The sequence below is a fragment of the Pseudomonas sp. B6002 genome (genome assembly GCF_013385985.1).
Classification (GTDB): domain Bacteria; phylum Pseudomonadota; class Gammaproteobacteria; order Pseudomonadales; family Pseudomonadaceae; genus Aquipseudomonas.
Genome location: NZ_JACAOY010000011.1, coordinates 115,241 through 136,829 on the forward strand (window position 1 = coordinate 115,241; position 21,589 = coordinate 136,829).

General features: G+C 59.6%; 23 protein-coding genes and 1 tRNA gene. 12 read left to right on the forward strand and 12 right to left on the reverse strand.

Translation table 11 applies throughout. The features are described from left to right. Positions 1-46: 46 nt before the first annotated feature. Entirely contained in the window at positions 47-427 is a 381-nt protein-coding gene (locus HX792_RS15960; RefSeq protein WP_176996995.1) for a response regulator, read from the reverse strand. 199 nt (positions 428-626) lie between these two features. Between HX792_RS15960 and HX792_RS15965 the strand changes: the two genes are divergently transcribed. Next, positions 627-1,169: a demethoxyubiquinone hydroxylase family protein gene (locus HX792_RS15965; protein WP_371319358.1), complete on the forward strand. Its 543-nt coding sequence runs from the start codon at positions 627-629 to the stop codon at positions 1,167-1,169. Between the two features lie 38 nt (positions 1,170-1,207). Then, positions 1,208-1,582 (forward strand): cytochrome c family protein, encoded by a 375-nt coding sequence (locus HX792_RS15970; RefSeq protein WP_176996996.1) that lies wholly within the window; start codon positions 1,208-1,210, stop codon positions 1,580-1,582. Here the strand turns inward: HX792_RS15970 and HX792_RS15975 are convergent, their stop codons facing one another. The 5 genes from HX792_RS15975 to HX792_RS15995 form a co-directional block, all read right to left on the reverse strand. Then, on the reverse strand, positions 1,583-3,604 hold the full coding sequence (locus tag HX792_RS15975) for an LTA synthase family protein (RefSeq protein WP_176996997.1): 2,022 nt from the start codon (positions 3,602-3,604) through the stop codon (positions 1,583-1,585). A gap of 68 nt (positions 3,605-3,672) precedes the next feature. Continuing rightward, positions 3,673-4,284: a hypothetical protein gene (locus HX792_RS15980; RefSeq protein ID WP_176996998.1), complete on the reverse strand. Its 612-nt coding sequence runs from the start codon at positions 4,282-4,284 to the stop codon at positions 3,673-3,675. Continuing rightward, positions 4,284-5,552 carry an exo-alpha-sialidase gene (locus HX792_RS15985; protein ID WP_176996999.1) on the reverse strand — a complete coding sequence of 423 codons (1,269 nt, stop codon included), beginning with the start codon at positions 5,550-5,552 and terminating at the stop codon, positions 4,284-4,286. Before HX792_RS15985 ends, HX792_RS15980 begins: the two co-directional genes overlap by 1 nt. Positions 5,553-5,574: 22 nt before the next feature. Beyond that, positions 5,575-6,120 carry a cytochrome b/b6 domain-containing protein gene (locus HX792_RS15990; protein ID WP_176997000.1) on the reverse strand — a complete coding sequence of 182 codons (546 nt, stop codon included), beginning with the start codon at positions 6,118-6,120 and terminating at the stop codon, positions 5,575-5,577. Further along, a complete protein-coding gene (locus HX792_RS15995; protein ID WP_176997001.1) occupies positions 6,120-6,386 on the reverse strand; it encodes a PepSY domain-containing protein in 267 nt (88 codons plus the stop codon). The genes HX792_RS15990 and HX792_RS15995 overlap by 1 nt, the downstream gene beginning before the upstream one ends. A 147-nt stretch (positions 6,387-6,533) precedes the next feature. On the opposite strand from HX792_RS15995, the gene HX792_RS16000 reads away from it, so the two are divergent. The 3 genes from HX792_RS16000 to HX792_RS16010 all read left to right on the forward strand — a co-directional run bounded on the left by HX792_RS16000 (position 6,534) and on the right by HX792_RS16010 (position 9,725). Next, positions 6,534-7,196, forward strand: a complete 663-nt coding sequence (locus tag HX792_RS16000; protein WP_176997002.1) for a response regulator — start codon at positions 6,534-6,536, stop codon at positions 7,194-7,196. Further along, a complete protein-coding gene (locus tag HX792_RS16005) occupies positions 7,193-8,545 on the forward strand; it encodes a sensor histidine kinase (RefSeq protein WP_176997003.1) in 1,353 nt (450 codons plus the stop codon). The genes HX792_RS16000 and HX792_RS16005 overlap by 4 nt, the downstream gene beginning before the upstream one ends. A 607-nt stretch (positions 8,546-9,152) precedes the next feature. After that, the gene (locus tag HX792_RS16010; RefSeq protein ID WP_176997004.1) at positions 9,153-9,725 is read left to right on the forward strand and encodes a hypothetical protein; all 573 of its coding nucleotides are present in this window, start codon (positions 9,153-9,155) and stop codon (positions 9,723-9,725) included. Here the strand turns inward: HX792_RS16010 and HX792_RS16015 are convergent. From HX792_RS16015 to HX792_RS16030, 4 genes are all read right to left on the reverse strand, one after another. Continuing rightward, complete coding sequence (locus tag HX792_RS16015) at positions 9,664-10,224, reverse strand: hypothetical protein (RefSeq protein WP_371319359.1); 561 nt, start codon at positions 10,222-10,224, stop codon at positions 9,664-9,666. The genes HX792_RS16010 and HX792_RS16015 overlap by 62 nt on opposite strands. 16 nt (positions 10,225-10,240) lie before the next feature. After that, complete coding sequence (locus HX792_RS16020; protein WP_176997005.1) at positions 10,241-10,528, reverse strand: colicin E3-like toxin immunity protein; 288 nt, start codon at positions 10,526-10,528, stop codon at positions 10,241-10,243. A gap of 14 nt (positions 10,529-10,542) precedes the next feature. Beyond that, on the reverse strand, positions 10,543-11,703 hold the full coding sequence (locus tag HX792_RS16025) for an S-type pyocin domain-containing protein (protein ID WP_176997006.1): 1,161 nt from the start codon (positions 11,701-11,703) through the stop codon (positions 10,543-10,545). 258 nt (positions 11,704-11,961) lie between these two features. Next, positions 11,962-12,333, reverse strand: a complete 372-nt coding sequence (locus tag HX792_RS16030) for a PH domain-containing protein (RefSeq protein WP_176997007.1) — start codon at positions 12,331-12,333, stop codon at positions 11,962-11,964. A 123-nt stretch (positions 12,334-12,456) separates the two neighbouring features. Between HX792_RS16030 and HX792_RS16035 the strand changes: the two genes are divergently transcribed. Further along, positions 12,457-13,092, forward strand: a complete 636-nt coding sequence (locus HX792_RS16035; protein ID WP_176997008.1) for a LysE family translocator — start codon at positions 12,457-12,459, stop codon at positions 13,090-13,092. A gap of 8 nt (positions 13,093-13,100) precedes the next feature. On the opposite strand, the gene HX792_RS16040 is transcribed toward HX792_RS16035, so the two are convergent. After that, positions 13,101-13,430 carry a hypothetical protein gene (locus tag HX792_RS16040; protein ID WP_176997009.1) on the reverse strand — a complete coding sequence of 110 codons (330 nt, stop codon included), beginning with the start codon at positions 13,428-13,430 and terminating at the stop codon, positions 13,101-13,103. Between the two features lie 168 nt (positions 13,431-13,598). Here HX792_RS16040 and HX792_RS16045 point away from each other — a divergent pair, with 168 nt between their 5' ends. From HX792_RS16045 to HX792_RS16060, 4 genes are all read left to right on the forward strand, one after another. Beyond that, positions 13,599-14,135: a sigma-70 family RNA polymerase sigma factor gene (locus HX792_RS16045; RefSeq protein ID WP_176997010.1), complete on the forward strand. Its 537-nt coding sequence runs from the start codon at positions 13,599-13,601 to the stop codon at positions 14,133-14,135. After that, on the forward strand, positions 14,132-15,097 hold the full coding sequence (locus tag HX792_RS16050; protein ID WP_176997011.1) for a FecR domain-containing protein: 966 nt from the start codon (positions 14,132-14,134) through the stop codon (positions 15,095-15,097). The genes HX792_RS16045 and HX792_RS16050 overlap by 4 nt, the downstream gene beginning before the upstream one ends. A 90-nt stretch (positions 15,098-15,187) precedes the next feature. Next, positions 15,188-17,596 (forward strand): TonB-dependent siderophore receptor, encoded by a 2,409-nt coding sequence (locus tag HX792_RS16055; RefSeq protein ID WP_176997012.1) that lies wholly within the window; start codon positions 15,188-15,190, stop codon positions 17,594-17,596. A gap of 1,112 nt (positions 17,597-18,708) precedes the next feature. Then, complete coding sequence (locus HX792_RS16060; RefSeq protein WP_176997013.1) at positions 18,709-19,017, forward strand: DUF3077 domain-containing protein; 309 nt, start codon at positions 18,709-18,711, stop codon at positions 19,015-19,017. A gap of 165 nt (positions 19,018-19,182) precedes the next feature. Here HX792_RS16060 and HX792_RS16065 read toward each other — a convergent pair. After that, positions 19,183-19,267, reverse strand: a tRNA-Leu gene (locus HX792_RS16065). 108 nt (positions 19,268-19,375) lie between these two features. Here HX792_RS16065 and queA point away from each other — a divergent pair. Then, positions 19,376-20,425, forward strand: a complete 1,050-nt coding sequence (gene queA, locus HX792_RS16070; protein ID WP_176997014.1) for a tRNA preQ1(34) S-adenosylmethionine ribosyltransferase-isomerase QueA — start codon at positions 19,376-19,378, stop codon at positions 20,423-20,425. A 5-nt stretch (positions 20,426-20,430) separates the two neighbouring features. After that, the gene (gene tgt / locus HX792_RS16075) at positions 20,431-21,546 is read left to right on the forward strand and encodes a tRNA guanosine(34) transglycosylase Tgt (RefSeq protein ID WP_032803964.1); all 1,116 of its coding nucleotides are present in this window, start codon (positions 20,431-20,433) and stop codon (positions 21,544-21,546) included. Positions 21,547-21,589: the final 43 nt, after the last annotated feature.

A 21,589-nucleotide genomic window follows, 5' to 3' on the forward strand; every position in this document is an offset into this window, starting at 1 on the left:
CACAACTCCCCGTCTCAAGTTCGGTTTAAGTGATATCGCGGGGCTATCAATGCATGGACGATCCTTGTTGAGTCAGCGCCGTTTGCACACATTCAAGCAAGTGCTCGGCGCTCCACGGCTTGGGCAGGAAACGTACGCTGCTGCCCAGTTGCGCTGCCAGCTTGGTATTGCCGGACGTCAGCACCACCGGCACTGACGGCCAGCGGTGGGCCACGACCCGGCTCAAGTCATAACCGTTGAGCAAACCCGGCATCTGGATATCGCTGACAATCAGGTCCACCGGGTCATCGGCCCGCTCGAGAAAAATCATCCCTTCGTCCGCCGAAGGAAACGAGGTGACATGGGCACCAAACTCCTCCAGCACGTCCACCATCAACGAGCGAATGATCTCGTCGTCTTCCAACACTAAAATCGATGGCTGAGCCATGATCCTTACTCCACCATCAGGGTTCAATTGGGTGGAGTGGGACACGCTTCAATAGGTTCGATTGGATATTCGCTAAACGATGGGTGGTCGTGCAAACGCTCTGGCTTGCGCGGTTGCCAGCTGTTACTGCACGATACCCGCGCATCAACTACAGAGGACCGGCCTGACCTCTCACAGGCTTTCGCACAAGGCTGCCCCCGTGAATGCTCCCGTTGCCCCACTTATCGACCACGACCTCGGCAACCGCATGATCAAAGTCGACCATGCCGGAGAGCATGGCGCGATCTGCATCTACAGCGGCCAACTGTTCATGGCGCGTTTTTTTGCGCGCAGCATGGTGGCCGAACTGCAGGAGTTTCTCTCCCACGAGCGCCGCCACCGCGCAGTGTTCCAGGCCGAGTTGCAACGCCGCGCTTACCGTCGCTGCCGCAGTTATTGGCTGTGTGGCCTGGGTGGCCTGGTGCTGGGGTTGGTGACTGGCCTGTGCGGGCGCAAGGCGATTGTCGCCACGACGGTCGCGGTCGAAAGCGTGGTGCTCAAGCATCTGGCCCATCAACTGCACACCTTGCAGGGCATCGACCCCTTGGCGGTGGCTGCTATTGCGTCCATCGTCGAGGAAGAACAACACCATCATGACCACTCGGCCGCGCAGATTGATGAGCGCGACCCGTGGTTCCGGGCGCTGGCGCCGGTGGTCACGGCATGGACCGAAACCGTGATCTGGATGGGCATGCGCTCCTGATTGGGCATAATGACCGCTACCTTGATGTGGAGCCTTCCATGAAACGCCTCGCCTTGTTGACCCTTGCCATGATCCTCAGCGCGCCGGCCTTCGCCGCCGGCGATGCCGAGGCCGGTGGCAAGCTCTTCACCAAGACCTGCGGCGGCTGCCATAGCATCGGCGAAGGTGCACGCGGCGGCTTCGGGCCTCAGCTCAACGGCATCATCGACCGCCCGGCCGGCACCACCACCGACTATCAATATTCCGACGCGATGAAGAACTCGGGCGTGGTCTGGACCCGCGACAAACTCGCCGCCTACATCGAGGCACCAAAGAAAGTCGTCAGCGGCACGCGCATGATTTTCTGGGGGATCAGCGACCAGGAAAAAATCCAGGACATCCTGGCGTACCTCGAGACATTCCAGGCCAAGTGATCACTCGCGCACATTCCTGAACAGCATCAGCCGCGCACTCTCATGCAGCCCGCGCGTCAGCCCCTGCAGGCGCTCGAACTCTTCGGGATGTTGCTGCGCCACGTCTTCCCTCGGTGTTTGCGACGCCAGGTCGTGCAGGGTGGGTGAACTGCCGTCGTGCTGCATCTGCAGCAGGAAGTCCTTGGTCACGCCACCAATCACCGGGAACGTGCCCTCCTGCAACACCAGCGGCACCATGCGTTCGCCCTCGGGCGCGGGTTGCTGGATGTCGCGGCCCATGGCGCCATTGCGAAACGGCACGCCCGCCATACCGGCGACGGTGGGCAACAGGTCGGCCAGGCCCACGGCGTCTTCGATCACCCGGGGCGCCAGGCCCGGGGCATGAATCAGCAGCGGTACGTTATTGCTCTCCAAACCCAGCTGTTCGAAGGCCGGTGCCATGTGCGGGATCTGGCTGATGCGGGTGTTGTGGTCGCCGAAGAACACAAAGATGCTGTTGTCGTACCAGCCACCGGCCTTGGCGATGTCCATCAGGCGCCCGATGTTGTAGTCCAGCAAGCGCACGGCCTGGTACTGCTCGACGCTGCGGGAGCCAGCCGCCTGCACCTGTTCCAGCGTCACGTCGCTTACCTGGAACCCGTCGTTGTGTTTGGGGATGGTGAACGGTCGGTGATTGCCTGAGGTTTGCAGGAAGGCAAAGAACGGCTGGCCGTCGGGCACGGCTTGCAGCAGCGCGTCGCTTTCCTTGAACAGGTCCAGGTCGGAGATGCCCCACACATCCACCCGTGGCGAGCGCCAGTGGCTTTCTTCAAACAACTGCACGCCGTCGATGCTCTGGCGGATCAGCGCGTTGATGTTCGCCCAGCCGGCGTTGCCGCCAATCATGTAGAACTTCTGGTAACCCTCGAACGCGTTGATCAGCGTGTGTTGCCGCGTGATCAGCGGGTTGCGCGTGGCCGTCTCCTGGCGGGTCACGTCCGGTACGCCGGTGATGCTCGCCCACACCGTCTTGGCGGTGCCAGTGACGGGCACGTAGAAGTGTTTGAAAAACAGGCTTTGCGTGGCCAGTTTGTCCAGGTTCGGCGTGGGGTTGAGCGGGTTGCCATAGGCCCCCACGGCGCTGGTGCCGAGGGATTCGAGCATCACAAAGACGATGTTGGGCGGCTGGCTGCCGGCCAGGCGATAGGGCTGCACGCCTTGCTCGCGGATGAAGTTCAGTTGCGCTGCGTCAGGTTGATTGACGCCCAGGTAGTGGGCGACTTGCGGGTACAGCTCGCGCACTTTGGTTTCATCGAACTGCGACTGGCCGACCTTGAGTGTGTCGTATAAAAACAGCACCGGGTTCAAACCCACGGCGGCCACTTGGCTGTTGCCGGAAAAGAACGCATCGCTCCAGCGCAGCGGTACCGGGTTCTCCAGGTTGAGGTTAGCCACGCGGCCGAGCAGGGCCAGCAGCACGGTGATCACGCCGACCACTGAAACGGCGACCAGCATCGGCTTGCCGATGGCCTTGGGTTCGCGGTCCAGGGTGATTCGTTCCAGGCACACCAACGCCCACACCCACAGCGCCACGGCGGCCAGCCAACAGGCAGTTATCCACAGCACCGGGTAGGTTTCCCACACCATCTGCCGAGAAATCTGCGCGTCTTGCAGGTAACGCAGCACCGTCGCGTTGATGCGCACGCCGAGGTAGGCGTAGTGGCCGAAGTCGATGATGTACACCAGGCCGACCACGGCCAGCGCTATCACCAGATAACCCCGCGCCAGCCAGCGCAGGGCGGGCAGGGTGGTGAGGTTCCAGCGCGGCAGCCACGCCAGCACGGCCAGCGGCAGCAGGATCAGTACCGCCAGGCGCAGGTCGAAACGCAGGCCGATACCTAGGGTTTCCAGCAGCGCTGGCGTGTTGAACCCGAGGCCCGAAAAGCCCACCACAAACACCAGCCGCAAGGCGGCCAGCAACACAAACACCAACCCGATCGCGCCCACGCCGTAGCGCAGGCGGCGTGATTGCAACGCACTCATTTTTATCCCCATTCTTTAAATCGACGCAGTCTCAATGTGGGAGCGGGCTTGCCCGCGAAAGCGGTGTATCAGTGCCAAATATGTAGCCTGACACTGCGCATTCGTGAGCAAGCCCACTCCCACAGTTTGAGTTGCATGAATCCCGCGATGACGCAGTAGCCCGCCAACAGCGGGTCTACCAGATAATCCCAATAGTTTTCCGACGCCTTGAGCCGCAACGCGAACGCCAACGTGCCCACCGCCAACATCCACACCGCCAACGAATGGCGCAGCCACAGCATCAGCAGCGCTGCCGCACCCACCAGCCCAATCATCGGCCGAGGGTTGAACCCCCAGCGATACGGGTCCACATACGTCAGCCCCAGGGTGGCTGGATACAGCAGCAGGCTCAGCCCGCCAAACAGCACCAGCAGTTGCAGCTTTTGTGGGCAATGCAGCGGTTGCAATACACCCAACCGGCACAGCGCAACCCACGCCAGCAACACCAACGTGCTGAACGCCAGGTCATCGGTAAAGCTGCGCACATACGCCGCCAGGGGCAGTTCATTCACCGGCATAACACTGAGCACCACTAATACTGGCAGTAGCCATGGGCGCCACTTTGCGGTGAATCGAAACGTGCTCAAGAGCACAAACCCCAACAGCACAAAACTCAAATGCGCCTGCCATAAAGCAGTCATCACAAACGCTCCGCCAGCCAGGCTTCGTTGAAGCTGACATGTTTGATAAAGGTGTTATTCCACGAGTACACCACGTGGTACATGCCGTCCGGGCTGCGGCTGAAATACGGGTACTCGTACTCAAAATCGCAGCCACGGGGTTTGCACACGCGGTAATCCAGGTTGCTCAGGAAACGTTGTTCCAGCGGCAGACGCTTGGCACCGCTGGAGGCGCGGAAGCCCTCGCCGATGATGGCCTTGTACGCCTCGGGGGTGAACGGTTGGCCGAGCGGGTCGGGGGACTGGTCCAGCTCGACCACGGTGCGCCATTGGCTGAGCTGGGCGTCGGTGCCGTAGAGGCTGAGTTTGAAGCGGCCGTCCTGCAGGTCGTTGAGGGCCACCAGCAAACCGTCGTCCTCGGTGGCCACGGCCGCGAGCGACGAGTTGGGGTTGGCCGGTTCCAGCGGGTACGGCTCGCTCCAGGTTTGCCCGGCATCTTCGGTGCGGCTGGCGAGTACGCGGTGATGGGTTTCACCGGCGTAGCGCAGCATCGCCACGGCGCGTTGGCCGTCCTGGGGCACGATGGTCGGTTGCAGCGAATGTTTGCCCCGGCTGATGCGGAATTTATCGATCACTGCCCCGTCGGCACTCAAGTACAGGTACTCGGCAAACTTGCCCATGAACTCGTGGTACACCGGCAAGCCAATCGAGCCGTCCGCATGGAACACGGGCGCGGCGCGCACCAGCGTACTGATGTTGAAGAACGGCGAGGTCACCAACTGCTTGGGTGCCGACCAGGTGGCACCCAAGTCTTCCGACACCATCAGATTGATCGCACTGGTGGCCCAGCCGCCGACCGACACCGACACGTAAAACATCCACAGGCGTTTGTCCGGCCCCAGGGCGATCACCGGGTTGCCGAGCTTGCGGATATAGCGCTGCGTGCCGTCGCGGGTACTTTCCCGCGTGGCCAGTACCTGCTCGGCGCCCCATTCGCCGCTGTGCGCATCAAAGCGTGCGCTGCGCACCTGCACATCGGCGGCGCCCTCGCGGGAGCCGGCAAACCACACGGCCATCAGGTCGCCGCCAGGCAGTGCGGTGACGGATGACGCGTGCACAAAATCGGTGAGCTGCGAAGACACAAAACGACTGCTGTACTGCGGAGCCGCTGCCACCTTGGCGGTGTTCGGGCTGGCCTGTGCAAAAGGTGCCAGCATATGGGGCGGATGGCTCAGCCAGGCGGCGAGAAATACCCCCAGCAGGCTGCAGATCAATAAGGCGGAGCGCATAGGGAACCTGTCTGGAAAAGGATTACTGCACAGGCTCATCCGGCAGGCGCTTCCTGCGACCGGTGAGCATGGATAACGGCAGGTTGTCCCGCACCTGGACACTTTCAAACAGCGCCGCCAGTACATGCACACCTACCAAACCGAGCAGCACATTGGCCGCCGTTTCGTGCAGTTGCAGCGGCCAGTCGGCGCCCCACAAGGCATCGACTTCCTGCATCAGGAAGCCACTGACGCCGAGGGTCAGCAGCGCGAGCAACATCAACAGCATCACCAGGGCGCCAATGGGCGAATGGCCCAGACGATGCTGTGGCCGGCCCTTGAGCAGTGAGTGCGCGTGGGCTTTCAGGCGCGCGGGTGTCGGCCAAAAATCTGCCCAACGCGCGCTGCGTGGCCCGACAAATCCCCACACCGTCCGCACCAGCAGCCAGGCCATGGCGTAGTAGCCCAGCCAGACGTGCCAGTCATCGCCAGCCTCATTGAAGAAGTAATTGGCGATGAAGACCCCGGCGATAGACACATGAAACAGCCTCACCAGCGGGTCCCACAGGCGCAGGGATTGCTCTGGCATCAGCCCTTGATCTCAGTCTTCACTGCCTTGCCGGTGACGGGGTCGTGGTAGATCTCGACCTTGCGTTTGTCTTTGTCGAAGCCGTAGATCTCGTAGCAGTTGCCGTCGGTGACCTTGAACTTGCTGATTTCGTAACCTTGCGCCTTGAGCTTGTCCTGGAAGGCTTGCTGGTCTTGCCATTGCGAGCGCTCCGCGGTGGTGCACTGTGGGCCGGCAACGGCCAGGGGGCTGGCGAGAATCAGGGACAGCAGGAGAATTTTGCGCATGGAAAAGCTCTCGGCGTTTGTAGGAGATTTCACAGTGCAAAACCAACCTTAGTGCAACCTTAGTTGGCAACGAGCCGTAACATCTTTAGCGGAATCGCCCGCGCCAGAACCCGGCATGATGCCGCCGTTTCCTACAGAGATTTTGCTATGCGCCTACTCCTTGTCGAAGATGATCGTGCCCTCGGCCAGGGGATTCGTGTGGCGTTGGGCGCCGAAGGCTACACCCTGGATTGGTTGCAGGACGGCGTGGCCGCCCTGCATGCCCTGCGCACGGAAAATTTCGACCTGTTGCTGCTCGACCTCGGCCTGCCACGCCTCGATGGCTTGGACCTGTTGCAGCAATTGCGCGCCGAACAACATGACCTGCCGGTGCTGATCCTCACTGCCCGCGACGGCACCGCCGAGCGCATTGCCGGGTTGGACGCGGGCGCCGATGACTACCTGATCAAGCCGTTCGATGTGGAAGAACTCAAGGCCCGCGTGCGTGCTTTGTTGCGCCGCAGCCAGGGCCGTGCGCAACCGATGCTGGAGCATGCTGGCATCAGCCTCGACCCGGCCACGCAGCAGGTGCGTTATGGGGATGAAGAAGTCGTCGTGACGCCGATGGAGTACCAACTGCTGCACCAATTGATGGTGCGCCCTGGCAAAGTGGTGACCCGTGAACGGCTGTCCCGTGCGCTGTATGGCTGGCAGGACCGGGTCGAGAGCAACACGCTGGAGGTGTTGATTCACAACCTGCGCAAAAAGTTATCCACCGAGCTGATCCGCACCGTGCGTGGCGTGGGTTATGTGTTGGTGCTCAAGCCATGACCTCGGTTCGCGCGCGCATTTTGATCCCAGTGCTGGTGCTGATCCTGCTGGGGGACGCCCTGATCAGCTGGCTGGTGCTGCGCGACAGCCACCACGAAATCGAAGAAGTCTACGACGCTCAACTCGCACAAAGCGCACGTTTGCTGCAGGGTGTGTTGCGCCAGCGTGACCCTGGGGACGCTGATTGGGACCGCCTGCACCAGGCCTTTGACCAGGCCATGAGTCGCGTGGGCGAGGAGGGCGTGGCCCATCCCTATGAAACCCGCCTGACCTTCCAGGTGTGGAACAGCGCGGGTGAATTACTCGTGCGCTCGGCCGAAGCGCCGGTGCTGAAGGCGCCACCGGCGACCCTCGGTTCCCACGACCTGATGGATAACGGTAATGACTGGTGCGCCTTCCTCCTGGCCGACCCGCAGCAGGGGCTGCTGATCTGGGTGGGCGAGCGCGACGACATCCGCCAGGACGTGATCCAGCGCATCATGCGCCACACGCTATGGCCCACCCTGATTGGCGTGCCGTTGCTGGCGCTGCTGATCTGGCTGGTGATTGGCTGGGGGCTTGAGCCGTTGCGTGTCATGGCCCGATCGATCCGCGGCCGTACCACTGACACGCTGCAGCCGTTGCAGCTCAAGCCGTTGCCCAGCGATCTGGAACCGATGCAAACGGCGCTGAATCGGGTGTTGGTGCAAATCGATGACCTGCTGGAGCGCGAGCGCCGTTTTATCGCCGATGCCGCCCATGAGCTGCGCACGCCGTTGGCCATCCTGCGTATTCATGCTCAGAACGCCCAAACTGCCGTTACAGATGAGCAGCGGCGCGAGGCGTTGGATTTTCTGGTGAGCGGTGTGGACCGCGCAACGCGCATTGGTAGCCAATTGTTGACCATGGCGCGCATCGAACCGCACTTGAGCAATCCCGTGCGCAGTCGTGTGCAACTGACGGAACTGGTGCGGGAAGAACTCGCGGAGCTGACGCCCCTGGCGATGGAGAAGGGCGTGGAGTTGGTGCTTGAAGGCGAGGAAGCGTGCTGGGTGGAAACCGAACCGGTGGCGCTGGCGATTGCCCTGCAAAACCTGGTGACCAACGCGCTGAATTTTTCGCCAGAAGGCAGCGAAGTCAAAGTGATCATCGGCGCCTATTGCCTGAGTGTGGAAGACGCTGGGCCTGGCATTGATGAAGCGGAAATGGGGCGATTGGTGGAACGCTTCTACAGCCGTGGCAATGCCAACGGCGCCGGGTTGGGGTTGGCGATTGTCGACATGATCGTCGGCAAGATTGGTTGCCGGCTGGTGTTGCAGAATCTGGAGCAGGGCGGGTTGAGTGCGCGGTTGGTGTTCGGCGAGCGTTGAGGGTGGGGGCATTGCGGGCATTTTCGTTGCCTGACAGGCCGCTTTCGCAGCCTCGCTAAAGCTCGACAGCTCCCACAGGGGGCCGCGTAACGACGACGATCCACTGTAGGTGCTGGCTTGTCAGCGATGGCGGTGGGTCAGTTGCAACGCTGTTCACTGATGGATCGCTATCGCCGGCAAGCCGGCTCCTACAGTGAGGGCAGGTCAGCGGGTGTACTCGGTCAACTGTGGGCGTTTTTATGGCTGTCTTGATGATGATTCTTTAAAACCTTTAAGACAGTTGCTCCCACAGGAATAGGTGCTACTGGCCGCGACGCTGATCAACTGTAGGAGCTGGCTTGCCAGCGATGGCGGTGGGTCAGTCACCGATGATGTGACAGATAAGCCCAGCTCCCACAGGAATAGGTACTGCTGGCCGCGACGCCGATCTAATGTGGGAGATGTCGAGCCCTGGCGAGGCTGCGAAGGGATCACCTCGGTAGGCCTGCCAAGCCACAACTCTTGCATCGCTGATTGCTTGAGCATCAGCCGCTTATTCGGTCCCAGCGGAACAAAATGTTTAAACTCGGGTCCAGTCTTCACTCTCATCCCCGATAAGGACATCCCCATGAAGCGCATCACGCTGCTCTCCCTCGCCCTGGCCCTGGGCGCCTGCCAATCCAACCAACGCGACTCTTCGCCTAGCCTGCTCAAGGACGGCGTGCAATTTCGCCAGAAAACCGTAGCGGTCGATGCCGAACACGCCAAAGTCATCATGAAAGCCTACGGCGGCACCAACCCCGTCGAATTTTCCATCCGCCGCGAAGGCGACCCCGACCAACGCGTGGAAACCTTGGGTACGGTGGTGGACACCGGTGAAGGCCGCGTTTTCAACTGGATCGCCAAACTCAACCAGACAGTCGCCAGCGCCGGGTTCAAACGCTTTCCGCAGTTGGAGATCCAGGCGGACCCAGGCAAGAAACTCACCGTATTTGGTCGGGCGGGAAACATAGGCAATGGCGCTTATTACAGCTGCATACCGCCGGAGAGCACGTTCACCCCAGAGAAAGCGAAGGTGTATCTGGTGGAGTTCCAGTTCACGCCTAGTCGTTCGGCGTGTGCACAGCAGGTATTTGATATCACCGATCCGGCGAATCGGGTGTTGATGGGTGGGGAGGGGAGTGAGACGAAGGCGGGGTAGGCTGAGTTGATTGAATGGTGGGCATTGCCCACCGTTTGTGTGGTAAAGGCTGGGCGAATATCACCCCGTTGAAGGTGTGGGTGTAGCCGTCGTAAAAGGGTTTCATCTGCTCGGGCGTCAGATGCGGATTGACCTTTTGCAGCAGGCCGGCTTCGTCGACCCACAGACCGCTGAAATAGCTGTTCTCATCCGTTCTTACATATTCCTGTTTGTCGCTTTCATGTAGCGCAACCATCCAGAACACCGGCTCCAGGCGATCCAGGCGGGATTTGGCTTCGCTGAAAACCTGACCCCATGGCTGACCGACTTTAGACAGGAGAAAGCGGAACAGCGGGGTGTAATCAAAACCGTGACGTTGATGGCTGTGCATTGAGCCGTGGGTTGATAGTGCGCTTTGTTCTTTCTTGGTGTGTCGGTCGTACCTATAGGAGTGGTGACTTCCATGGTTTACGCCATGGGTTCGGGTGTTGACTGAGCGGTAGAGGAGGGGCTTTTGCATATTTGGCGTCATCGCATTAAGACTCTTTTTTAGGCGGCTTTGGAGTAGGTGGCCAGGCGCCTTGGTATCGGAAGGAAATTTGGTAGTCGAAAAGGCTCGGTTCTATAACGTGCCGGAAATGTGGCTGGAGAATCGCTATCCAGTCTGGGAGAACATCGAATCCTCCGGCATAGATCTGTGGTTCCTCGTGTAAATCGAGTGCTTTAAGAATACTGTCGTCTTCCTCAAAGTCCTCTGAAGGTTCTGCTGCCTCCAAACTTTCAGTTTTTTTGTTGAACCATTGCAGCCGTATCTTCATTGCCATAGAGCAATCTCCACCTATTTTTCTATACGTCGGTCATCTTTTGCCGGGCCTCGCTGCTCGCCGGTGTAAGGGTCAAAAGAGCCTAGGTGTTTCACATCACTGTATCGGTAAACCTCTAATTCACCCTTCTCTGAATCCCACTCAAAAATCCTCCTCCCTTTCGCATCTTTCCAACGCTCCCTTAGACCACCGCCGTTTCGTTTTCGGGTCTTTCTCTTTTGCTCAATTAAACCTGGGAAGCCAGTAATGTCTTCTGTTTTGGGTGCCGGAAAGTAATCGTAATCCGGATTTTTCATGCCCTTCCGTGGTTCATTAACCACCACATACAGCGGCCGAACTCCCGACTCCACTGGGAACACCAGAATAAAATCCCGATACTCCGGCGGATAAATCGGGTTCACCAGAATCTGCGCGGCCTTTTCCGTCGGCGGATAAATCCACATCACCGGCGCTTGCGGCGCAGCCTCCAGAGCCGGAATACCAAGCGTGTCGCCCGGATCAACCGCAGGCGTCCAGACCAGCTCAACACCCTCCCCCAAGTCCGCCACAAACTGATCGCCACTGACGTGAAACTGCACCACATCAATCATTTGCCAATCGGTATGGTTGCCCGTGTAAAACCCATACCCCTTGAGCGTGCCATCCTCACGTTGCTCAACATGCAACCGCATCTGCGAACGCGCCCGCTGCATCGAACGCAACTGTTCTTCACTGTAAAGCGCGCTATCCCCCAACTCCGCTGGCCAGACCAGCGCGACCAACCCCGCCAACAGTCCTGCGGCCACAGTGCCCGCCGCCGCGACTGCCGTCTCCAACGCTACCGAACGCAGCGCCAACTGCCCCAAGCCGACAGGTAGCGCGCTGCCGCTGATCTTGCGTAGGGCAACGCCCTGGCTATTCACCTCGCGCCCGCCCAACAGGCTGAAATGGCCGTAGTCCTTGATCAGTTCAAGCGGCACGTAACCTGTTGGATCGCTATAGCGAATGAGGCCGTCGGGGAGTTTGCAGGGTTTGGTGAAGGTGCAGCCGGGAGGTTTGGCGGGGGGCGGTTTTGGGGCGGGAGTGGGAATGAAAGAATCGATCAACGGCGAATAGGGCACGCGCGATGGTTGCGGGGTCAGGATGCGGTGTTTGAGCAGTTCTTTTTCGGTGGGAGGGTAAAAGCGCTCTGACATGACCGGCTCACTTCCTTGTGTGGGGGAGTGAGCCTACGAGGGGAGAGGTGAGGGTTGATATTGGCTATGTTCGAGGCGGAGCGTGGGAAAAGTCAGCGTGTTTGTAATGGCCGAATCGTCAGGAGGCGTTCTCTTATCTGGGTATAGGGAGAGCGCCGGTCGTTTTGCCAGGGAGGCATATTAGGGGGGCGGTAGGAGATTTGATGGTGTACGGGCAGGCGCCATCGCCGGTAAGCCAGCCCCTACATTTGATGCTGTTCAGCCCAGCAGGTGCTTGGAAATCAACCGCGAGATTTCCACAATCGAGGTCTTCCCGGTGAACTCAAACTTCACTTTCCCCAGCGATGAAAAGTAGATCTCCAACTCCGAGTCCAGATCAAACGTCCCAGCCGTTTCCACCGAGTACGCCACGATGTTCTTGTACGGCAGCGAGGTGAAGTCCTTCTTGCTGCCGGTGATCCCCTGCACGTTGACCGCGATGATGCGTTTGGTGGTGAAGACCACCCCGTCGCGCATGGCCTTGTAGGCGTCGACCACTTCTTCGCCGTCCAGCAGCAGCGCCGAGACGCGTTCGGCGTATTCGTTGTTTTGCTTGAGTTTGAAAAAGCCTTTGTTGTTGAAGTCGATCATATGCCTGTCCTTGTGTATGCCGTTTTGCTCACGGATCTGTATCTAACGCGGGCATTTTGAACGCCCTACCATGGCGGCCAACCTGACAACCTTGGCCAGAAGATAAAAAAGCGGAGCCCCATCATGCCTGAACTGTCCAACTGGCTTGCCTATGCGCTGATCTCCCTCGGCATGGTGCTCACCCCCGGCCCGAACATGATTTACCTCATTTCACGCTCGATCTGCCAGGGGCGCACGGCCGGGTTGATCTCGCTGGGCGGCGTGGCGTTGGGGTTTCTGGTTTACATGCTGTGCGCGGCGCTGGGGATCACGGCGTTGGTGATGGCAGTGCCGTTTGCCTACGACGCCCTGCGTTTTGGCGGTGCGTTGTATCTGCTCTACATGGCCTGGCAGGCCGTGAAACCGGGCGGGCGTTCACCGTTTCAGGTGCGGGACCTGCCGCAGGACAGCCCGCGCAAGCTGTTCATGATGGGGCTGGTGACCAACCTGCTGAACCCCAAGGTGGCGGTGATGTACCTGTCGTTGCTACCCCAGTTCATCGACCCGAATGGCCATGGCAGTGTGCTGACGCAATCGTTGGTGCTGGGCTTCACGCAGATTTTTATCAGCGTGAGCGTCAACGCGATGATCGCCACTATGGCCGGTTCCATCGCGGTGTTTTTCGTCACCCGGCCGGGCTGGCAGGTGGTGCAGCGCTGGTTGATGGGGTCGGTGCTGATGGGGTTGGCGGTGCGGATGGCGGTGGAAGGGCGACGCTGAGTCGCGCTTCACAAAATGGCTTTCAGATAGTCCTTGAGGGTGTTGAGCGGGGCATTGAGTGCTTCAAGTGTTGATGCTTGGCGCACGTCCACCGCAAGCCGTTGCAGCTCGCGGCCCATCACGGTATCGGCGCCGCCCAGGGATATGAGTGCCAGCGTCAGGCACTCATCAACCTTCAGCTGAATAGCAGCCAAATCCCCCTGCCGCACCAACAACCCAAACACCTCGCGGTCATACCCGACCATCATTGGGTCATCACGCAAAACCGGGCTGCCGCCGTCCGTCTCGTGCACCAGTTTCAGTGCAAAGAGCGCCACCGCTTCCAGCGTCAATTCCATGGTTTCGGTTCCTCGGCGTCTTTTGGGAGGGCGATGATCCCTGTTCTGTACCGGAAAAAAAAGACCTCGTGCTTCAAGCCGTCCGCCGCAATGCCATCGCTTTTGCTCGTTGTAGTGGTCAGTTTTTCTCATTACCATTGGGAACAATTCTTATTCGTAGGGCTGTGTATGCCACCGCTTCCCGAGCCCGGCACCGCATCTTTGAGCATCAGCAGCCTGTATTGCGCCCATCACGGCTGGATTCAACGTTGGCTGGCGCGAAAACTCGGCAATGTCAGTGATGCCGCCGAGCTGGCTCATGACGTGTTTGTCAGGCTGTTGAGCCACCCGCGTGAGTTCGGCAGCGAAGGGCATGCGCGTGCGTACCTCAGCACCTTGTCGCGCAATGTGTGTGTGGATTTTTTCCGACGCAAGCACGTGGAGCAGGCCTGGCTTGAGGTGTTGGCGAGCCGGCCTGAAGCGTGCGCGCCTTCGGAAGAACATCGCGCATTGGTGTTGGAGGCCCTGGTGCATTTGCAGGCGATGCTTGATCGCTTGCCGGCCAAGGTGTCCGAGGCATTCTGCCTAGCCCAGATCGAGGGCTTGAGCTATCGCGAGATCGCGCTGCGGATTGGCGTGAGCGAGCGCACCGTTACCAAATACATCGGCCAAGCCATGTTCCAGTGCATGGTGCTGGAGGCTGAGTTGGACGGTGCCTTGGCATGAGCACCAACCCCGGTGGCCTCGACCATGCCACTTTGCAACAGGCCGCCGACTGGTTCGCTCGTCTGAGTGCCGAACCCAACGCCTTGCCGGTGCATGAGGCCTGGCGCCAATGGCATGCCCACAGTGAAGTCAATCGTCTGGCCTGGAGCTATGTCGCGCGTGTGGGGCAACGCTTTGCACCGTTGCAGGACGATGCCGTGGGTGCCAACAAGACGCTGGAGAGTTTGCGGCAGTCCCAGCGTTCGCGGCGCCAGGTGTTGCGCGGGCTGTCGGTGGTCTTGGGCGGCACGCTACTGAGCTGGGCCGGTTGGCAGCAGCGTTGGGTGTCGGGCACCTGGCGCGCGGATTTCCATACGAACACCACGGTGCTGGGCGAGCAGCTGTTGGCCGATGGAACGCGTATTTGGCTCAACAGCGGCACGGCGTTGGATGTGAATTTCAGCGCCGGTCAGCGCGAGTTGAAACTCTACAGCGGCGAAATCCTGATCAATACCGGCAAGGACGGTCGCCCCTTCGTGGTGGATACACCGCAGGGCCGCTTGCGTCCGCTCGGCACACGCTTCAGCGTGCGTGAGCAGGATGGGCACACGCTGCTCAATGTATTTGAGGGCAGCGTGGAGGCCAGCTGCGGCGACACGGATCAACGCCGCATCATACCGGCGGGGCAGGGTGTTCTATTCGACCGTCAGCACCTGGGCGCAATGCAACGTGCGCAACCTGGGCGTGAGGCTTGGGCAAAAGGTGTGCTGATGGCGAACGATATGCGCCTGGGGGACTTTATCGGCGAACTGGCCAGCTATCGCCATGGCCATCTGGGCATCGACCCACAGGTCGCCAACCTTCGGGTGATGGGCACGTATCCCCTGCAAGACACCGATCAGGCTCTGACCATGCTTGAGCAGGTCTTGCCCGTGCGCACCGAGCGGCGCTTCGCCTGGTGGACCACGGTGGTTCCGCGCTGATTTTTTTGCATCGTGTGCTTCCGGTTTTGATTGCTCATTCGAATTAGTGAAGGACAACGGCTTGATGCCTCCTTCGACCGGAACTGTTTTATGTCCTCATTCCTGCGTAACTCACCACAACCCTTGGCGCTGGCTATTGCGTTTGCCTTGGCCATCCCCACCAGCATGAGCATGGCGCCACGGGCGGCAGCCGCCGAGCAGTCCAGCGTGCAGACCTACGATCTGCCGGCCGGTGCCCTGGCTGACCAACTCAACCGGCTCGCCGCCCAGGCCGGCATCTACCTGGCAGGCAATGCCGCGCTCACCGCCGGCAAGACAGGCCCGGCGCTGCACGGCAGCTACACGGTCGACCAGGCACTGCAAACGCTATTGGCTGGCAGTGAGCTTACGGTGGTGCAGACCGGCGAAGGGCGCTATCAATTGCAGCCGGGTGCAGGCGGCGCGTTGCAACTGGGCACGGTGTCGATCTCCGGCATGGCGCCGGGTTCGACCACTGAGGGCACCGGCTTGTACACCACGTATTCGTCCAGCAGTTCGACGCGGTTAAACCTGACCCAAAAAGAAACCCCGCAATCGCTCACGGTCATCACCCGTCAGCGCCTCGACGATCAGAAGCTCACCAACCTCACCGAAGTGCTGGAAGCCACGCCGGGCATCACCGTGCTGCGCGTCGGTGTAGGCGCGGAGAACGATACATACTGGTCCCGTGGTTTTCAGATCAACAACTTCGAGATCGACGGCGTACCCACCTCGGCGCGTCTGGACAACACCACGCAAAACACCGCGATGTACGACCGTGTTGAAGTGGTGCGCGGCGCCACTGGTCTGATCAGCGGCTCGGGCACGCCCTCGGCGACCATCAACCTGATCCGCAAGCGCCCGACCGCCGAGGTCCAGGCCAGCATCACGGGAGAGGCGGGCAGTTGGGACCGTTATGGCACGGGCTTTGATGTCTCCGGGCCTTTGAACGACAGCGGCAATGTTCGCGGGCGCCTGGTGGTGGACTACAAGAAACAGAACTCCTGGGTCGACCGCGTCAACACCGACTCGCAACTGGTGTACGGCATTTCCGAGTTCGACCTGAGCGACGCCACCATGCTCACGGTGGGTTTCAGCTATATCAACAACCAGGTCAACGACCCGCTGCGCACCGGCTTCCAGATGTTCTACAGCAACGGCAACCGCACCCATTTCAGCCGCTCCGCCAACAGCGCGCCGGACTGGGCGTACAACGACCGCAAGCAGACCAACGTCTTCACCTCCATCGAGCACCAGTTCGACAACGGTTGGAGCGGCAAGGTGGAAGTTAGCCACACGCAGAATCAGTTCGATGAACTGATCAACTACATGAATGGCGACATCGATCAGGCCACGGGTGCGGGCGCTTACCTGTACCCCAACCGCTGGTCCGGTACACCGCGCCAGAACAACCTCGATGCCTACCTTACCGGCCCCTTCAGCCTGCTCGGCCGCGAGCATGAGTTGATCGCCGGCGTCACGATGTCGCGCTACAACGAAAACACCCCGAGCCACGGCGGTTGGTTCGGCTCCTGGACCGGCTACGACGGCACGGTGCCCAACATCTTCAACTGGAACGGCAGCGGCGCCAATCGCCCGGACACCACGCCGGTGGGCAAGACCCACATCGAAGAAAACCAGTACGCCGCCTACCTGACCTCGCGCTTTCATGTCACCGACAACACCGCGGTCATCCTCGGCAGCCGCGTCACCAACTGGAAGCGCAACAACGAATCCAGCGTGTACGCCGATCCAACCCAAAACACTGAGAGCAAGGAAACCCGCAACGGCGTTTTCCTGCCCTATGCCGGTATCGTCTACGACCTGAGCGAGACGTGGGCGGTGTACGCCAGCTACACCAAAATCTTCAACCCGCAGGCCTACGGCGTCCACGACGAAAACAACAAAGCCCTCGACCCCCAGGAAGGCACCGGCTACGAAGTCGGGGTAAAAGGCAGCTTCAACGACGACAAACTCAACGCCAGCCTGGCGCTGTTCAAGATCGACCAAGACAACCTCGCGGTGTACGTGCGCGCGCCGGACATCTACCGCCTGGAGCAAGGCACCACCACCCAAGGCGTCGAACTGGAACTCAACGGCGAACTGAGCGAAGGCTGGCAAGCGTCGGCGGGCTATGCGTACAGCGTGAGCACCAACCAGGACGATCAGCGCATTGTCACCACCAGCCCACGGCACAGCCTCAAAACCTTCACCACGTATCGCCTGCCGGGTGTGCTCGACAAGATCACCGTGGGCGGTGGCGTGAACTGGCAGAGCAAGACGGGGATGGACCTGCACACGTTCGATCAGGGCAGTTATGCACTGACCAATTTGATGGCGCGGTATGACATCAGCAAGAACCTGAGTGCCACGTTGAACGTGAATAATGTGTTTGATCGCAGCTACTACGCGTATGCGGATAGCTGGAGTGTTTATGGCGCGCCGCGTAATTTTATGACGAGTTTTAAGTATACGTTTTGAATCGCACCGGATTCGCTAGACGCCTTGCAGCCCCGTTTGGCGAATGAGGTGGTGCTCAAGCGTGTGTGTAGGTCGGTGAGTTGAAGTTGTATGAGCTGGCGTCTTCGCAGGAAAGCCAGCTCCCACAGGGGGATTGCGTTTCAAGGTGGAGAGGGCGGTGAGCAGTGAATTCGCTGGCTGCCGACTTCTCTGCAGGCGAAAAAAAAGACCTTGAATTTCAAGGTCTTTTTTTAAGATGGTGCCCCGAGGGAGGCTGGAGCCTCCCATATCATCCGTAGCTTACAGATCGGTAATATGGTTAGGGATACACGGAGGGATACAAGCTGCTTGGGCCTTTGATCTTGCAATCCTAAGTTTGGTTATGAACGATCCGTAAACCCCCTCGTTCTCTGCCAGGAATTTAGCTGGTGTGGCAAGGATTGCAGCAATAGTAACAACCATTAATTTTTAGTGTGGGATTTGCTACCCGAGCGGCGCTGACTGCGCCGGTGCAGGTGAGATGATTTCCGAGTGGTACCTGATTCTCCGGCCTTGGCATGAAGCTGCAGCCAATCGTTGTGTTATGCACTTCGTAGTCGCCGTTGGCCTGTACGTTTCTATTCACGACAAATGATTGCATTGGCTAGTCCTCGCTTCCGTGTGTCGGATCGGTAATGACTCAATATTTAGCAATGTGTGCTGTGTTCGCTGAGTTGCACGAAGACCAGCACGGAAGGAGGGTAGCTGGAGGATGGCAGAAAGCAATCAGTCTCCAGAATGGTGCTGGGGACCCTGGCACTATCTGAAGTACACGGGGCATGAAACCCGCGGGATCGAGTGAGTGGGAGGTGCCGGAAGTTACTGAAATTTCAATCGTTGAAATTGAAAGGATCTTGAAGAAAAAGGGCCATCGTTTCAGCTTCGGTAAAGGTGGCTATATCTGTTGCTGATAGTGAGCACCTGCATGGCGTCAACCATGGTGATGGATGTCAGCCCGCGCATAGCTGCCACCTATTCGCATGAGAAACGAACGTGGCAGCTCTCTACATTAGGAGCTAAGCAATGAGCGTTTCTGATAGGTCGTATCTTTGCAATCCCACAACCCAGACCTCCACCTATCTGGGAGGTGCCCAATGATCAACCCACCCCTCAACAAAACCCTCGGAGTCATCACCTTCTCCACCTGCGGCAAACAGCCCAACCTTCACCGCCTATTCCGCGTCAATTCCGGCGTACCCATTCGCGATGCCCTTGAGCATGCCTCAGAGCTTCTCCACTGTTCAAAAATGCTGGCATTGGGTGCGGCGATGGACACGAACGCGGATTGCTATGCCTGGGCGGCACATTATTTGGCGGAGATGGCGAAGGCGGTGGTGGATGATTTGGCGAATGGAATGTTGCCGAATGGGCTGGTGGAGGAGGGTGAAGCGGTTGGTGTGTAGGCGGGTGATTTGATGGTGTTGGGGCTGGCGCCTTCGCAGGCAAGCCAGCTCCCACAGGGGGATTGCGTTTCAAGGTAGAGAGGGCGGTGAGCAGTGATTTCGCCGGCTGCCCACTTTTCTGCAGGCGAAAAAAAAGACCTTGAATTTCAAGGTCTTTTTTTAAGATGGTGCCCCGAGGGAGACTCGAACTCCCACTCCTTTCGAAAACGGATTTTGAATCCGCCGCGTCTACCAATTCCGCCATCAGGGCTCAATGGCGGCGAAGTATAGAGAGGTGATTACCGTTGGTCAATCACGTTTCATGGTCAATTTTCACTATTTCCGCTAGACTTCCCGGCCCTGCTAGACGAACCCCATCATGCGCGTTGCTGACTTTACTTTTGAGCTCCCTGATTCGCTGATCGCTCGCCACCCTTTGGCCGAGCGTCGCGCCAGTCGACTGCTGACCCTGGACGGGGTGAGCGGTGCCCTCGCACACCGTCAATTCACTGATTTGCTTGAGCATTTGCGCCCAGGCGATCTGATGGTGTTCAACAATACCCGGGTGATCCCGGCTCGCCTTTTTGGCCAGAAAGCCTCCGGCGGCAAGCTGGAAATTCTGGTGGAGCGGGTGCTGGACAGCCATCGCGTGCTGGCCCATGTGCGCTCCAGCAAGTCGCCGAAGCCGGGTTCCAGCATCCTCATTGATGGCGGTGGCGAAGCCGAGATGGTGGCGCGCCATGATGCGTTGTTCGAGCTCAAGTTCGCCGAGGAAGTGTTGCCGTTGCTGGAGCGCGTCGGCCACATGCCGCTGCCTCCTTATATAGACCGCCCCGACGAAGACGCGGACCGCGAGCGCTATCAGACCGTTTATTCCCAACGCCTCGGTGCTGTTGCCGCGCCAACGGCCGGGCTGCATTTTGATCAGCTGCTGCTGGATGCGATTGCCGCCAAGGGCGTCGAAACGGCTTATGTGACCCTGCACGTGGGGGCCGGTACGTTTCAGCCGGTGCGTGTGGACAAGATCGAAGACCACCATATGCACAGCGAGTGGCTGGAAGTCAGCCAGGAAGTGGTGGATGCGGTGGCCGCGTGCAAGGCGCGCGGCGGTCGGGTGGTTGCCGTGGGCACCACCAGCGTGCGTTCGCTGGAGAGTGCGGCGCGTGATGGCGTGCTCAAGCCGTTCAGTGGCGACACCGATATCTTTATTTTCCCGGGCCGGCCGTTCCATGTGGTCGATTGCCTGGTGACCAACTTCCATTTGCCGGAATCCACGCTGTTGATGCTGGTGTCGGCATTTGCCGGTTACCCGGAAACCATGGCCGCTTATCAAGCCGCCATCGCCAACGAGTACCGTTTTTTCAGCTACGGTGATGCGATGTTTATCACCCGTAATCCGGCGCCGCGCGGCCCAGAGGAACAATCATGAGTCGTATGTCGTTTGAATTGCTGGCCACGGATGGTAAAGCTCGCCGCGGCCGTTTGACCTTCCCGCGCGGCACCGTCGAAACCCCGGCCTTCATGCCGGTGGGTACCTATGGCACCGTCAAGGGCATGCTGCCGCGCGACATCGTTGCCACCGGCGCCGAGATCATCCTCGGCAACACCTTCCACCTGTGGCTGCGCCCGGGCACCGAAGTGATCAAGAAGCACGGCGACCTGCATGACTTCATGAAGTGGCAAGGCCCGATCCTGACCGACTCGGGTGGTTTCCAGGTGTTCAGCCTGGGCGCCATGCGCAAGATCAAGGAAGAGGGCGTGACCTTCGCCTCGCCGGTAGACGGCGCCAAAGTGTTCATGGGCCCGGAAGAGTCGATGCAGGTGCAGCGCGACCTGGGTTCCGACATCGTAATGATTTTCGACGAGTGCACCCCGTACCCGGCCGATGAAGACGTCGCGCGGATCTCCATGGAGTTGTCCTTGCGCTGGGCCCAGCGCTCGAAAAATGCCCACGGTGATAACACCGCAGCACTGTTCGGTATCGTGCAGGGCGGTATGCATGAAAGCCTGCGCAAGCGCTCGCTGGAAGGCTTGGACAAGATCGGCTTTGACGGCCTGGCCATCGGCGGTTTGTCGGTGGGCGAGCCCAAGCACGAGATGATCAAGGTGCTGGATTACCTGCCGGGCCTGATGCCCGCTGACAAACCTCGTTACCTTATGGGCGTTGGCAAACCGGAGGATCTCGTAGAGGGTGTGCGCCGCGGTGTGGACATGTTCGATTGCGTGATGCCAACCCGTAATGCCCGCAATGGGCATCTGTTCATCGATACGGGCGTGCTGAAGATCCGTAACGCGTTCCATCGCCATGATGATTCGCCGCTGGATCCCACCTGTGATTGCTACACCTGCCAGAACTTCTCCCGTGCTTATCTGCACCATCTGGACAAGTGTGGGGAAATGCTGGGTAGCATGTTGAATACCATCCACAATTTGCGTCACTACCAAGTCCTGATGGCTGGTTTGCGCGAGGCTATTCAACAGGGTACATTGGCCGCCTTCGTCGATGCCTTCTATGCCAAGCGCGGGCTCCCTGTGCCGCCCTTGGACTGAGTTTTCCGACCCTAAGATTCACTATTTGCAACTGGAGTGCTAA

Coding starts and splice junctions, on each gene's coding strand:
- HX792_RS15960 (WP_176996995.1), bottom strand. CDS start 427: ATGGCTCAGCCATCGATTTTAGTGTTGGAAGACGACGAGATCATTCGC.
- HX792_RS15970 (WP_176996996.1), top strand. CDS start 1,208: ATGAAACGCCTCGCCTTGTTGACCCTTGCCATGATCCTCAGCGCGCCG.
- HX792_RS15975 (WP_176996997.1), bottom strand. CDS start 3,604: ATGAGTGCGTTGCAATCACGCCGCCTGCGCTACGGCGTGGGCGCGATC.
- HX792_RS15980 (WP_176996998.1), bottom strand. CDS start 4,284: ATGACTGCTTTATGGCAGGCGCATTTGAGTTTTGTGCTGTTGGGGTTT.
- HX792_RS15985 (WP_176996999.1), bottom strand. CDS start 5,552: ATGCGCTCCGCCTTATTGATCTGCAGCCTGCTGGGGGTATTTCTCGCC.
- HX792_RS15990 (WP_176997000.1), bottom strand. CDS start 6,120: ATGCCAGAGCAATCCCTGCGCCTGTGGGACCCGCTGGTGAGGCTGTTT.
- HX792_RS15995 (WP_176997001.1), bottom strand. CDS start 6,386: ATGCGCAAAATTCTCCTGCTGTCCCTGATTCTCGCCAGCCCCCTGGCC.
- HX792_RS16000 (WP_176997002.1), top strand. CDS start 6,534: ATGCGCCTACTCCTTGTCGAAGATGATCGTGCCCTCGGCCAGGGGATT.
- HX792_RS16005 (WP_176997003.1), top strand. CDS start 7,193: ATGACCTCGGTTCGCGCGCGCATTTTGATCCCAGTGCTGGTGCTGATC.
- HX792_RS16010 (WP_176997004.1), top strand. CDS start 9,153: ATGAAGCGCATCACGCTGCTCTCCCTCGCCCTGGCCCTGGGCGCCTGC.
- HX792_RS16015 (WP_371319359.1), bottom strand. CDS start 10,224: ATGCAAAAGCCCCTCCTCTACCGCTCAGTCAACACCCGAACCCATGGC.
- HX792_RS16020 (WP_176997005.1), bottom strand. CDS start 10,528: ATGGCAATGAAGATACGGCTGCAATGGTTCAACAAAAAAACTGAAAGT.
- HX792_RS16025 (WP_176997006.1), bottom strand. CDS start 11,703: ATGTCAGAGCGCTTTTACCCTCCCACCGAAAAAGAACTGCTCAAACAC.
- HX792_RS16030 (WP_176997007.1), bottom strand. CDS start 12,333: ATGATCGACTTCAACAACAAAGGCTTTTTCAAACTCAAGCAAAACAAC.
- HX792_RS16035 (WP_176997008.1), top strand. CDS start 12,457: ATGCCTGAACTGTCCAACTGGCTTGCCTATGCGCTGATCTCCCTCGGC.
- HX792_RS16040 (WP_176997009.1), bottom strand. CDS start 13,430: ATGGAATTGACGCTGGAAGCGGTGGCGCTCTTTGCACTGAAACTGGTG.
- HX792_RS16045 (WP_176997010.1), top strand. CDS start 13,599: ATGCCACCGCTTCCCGAGCCCGGCACCGCATCTTTGAGCATCAGCAGC.
- HX792_RS16050 (WP_176997011.1), top strand. CDS start 14,132: ATGAGCACCAACCCCGGTGGCCTCGACCATGCCACTTTGCAACAGGCC.
- HX792_RS16055 (WP_176997012.1), top strand. CDS start 15,188: ATGTCCTCATTCCTGCGTAACTCACCACAACCCTTGGCGCTGGCTATT.
- HX792_RS16060 (WP_176997013.1), top strand. CDS start 18,709: ATGATCAACCCACCCCTCAACAAAACCCTCGGAGTCATCACCTTCTCC.
- queA (WP_176997014.1), top strand. CDS start 19,376: ATGCGCGTTGCTGACTTTACTTTTGAGCTCCCTGATTCGCTGATCGCT.
- tgt (WP_032803964.1), top strand. CDS start 20,431: ATGTCGTTTGAATTGCTGGCCACGGATGGTAAAGCTCGCCGCGGCCGT.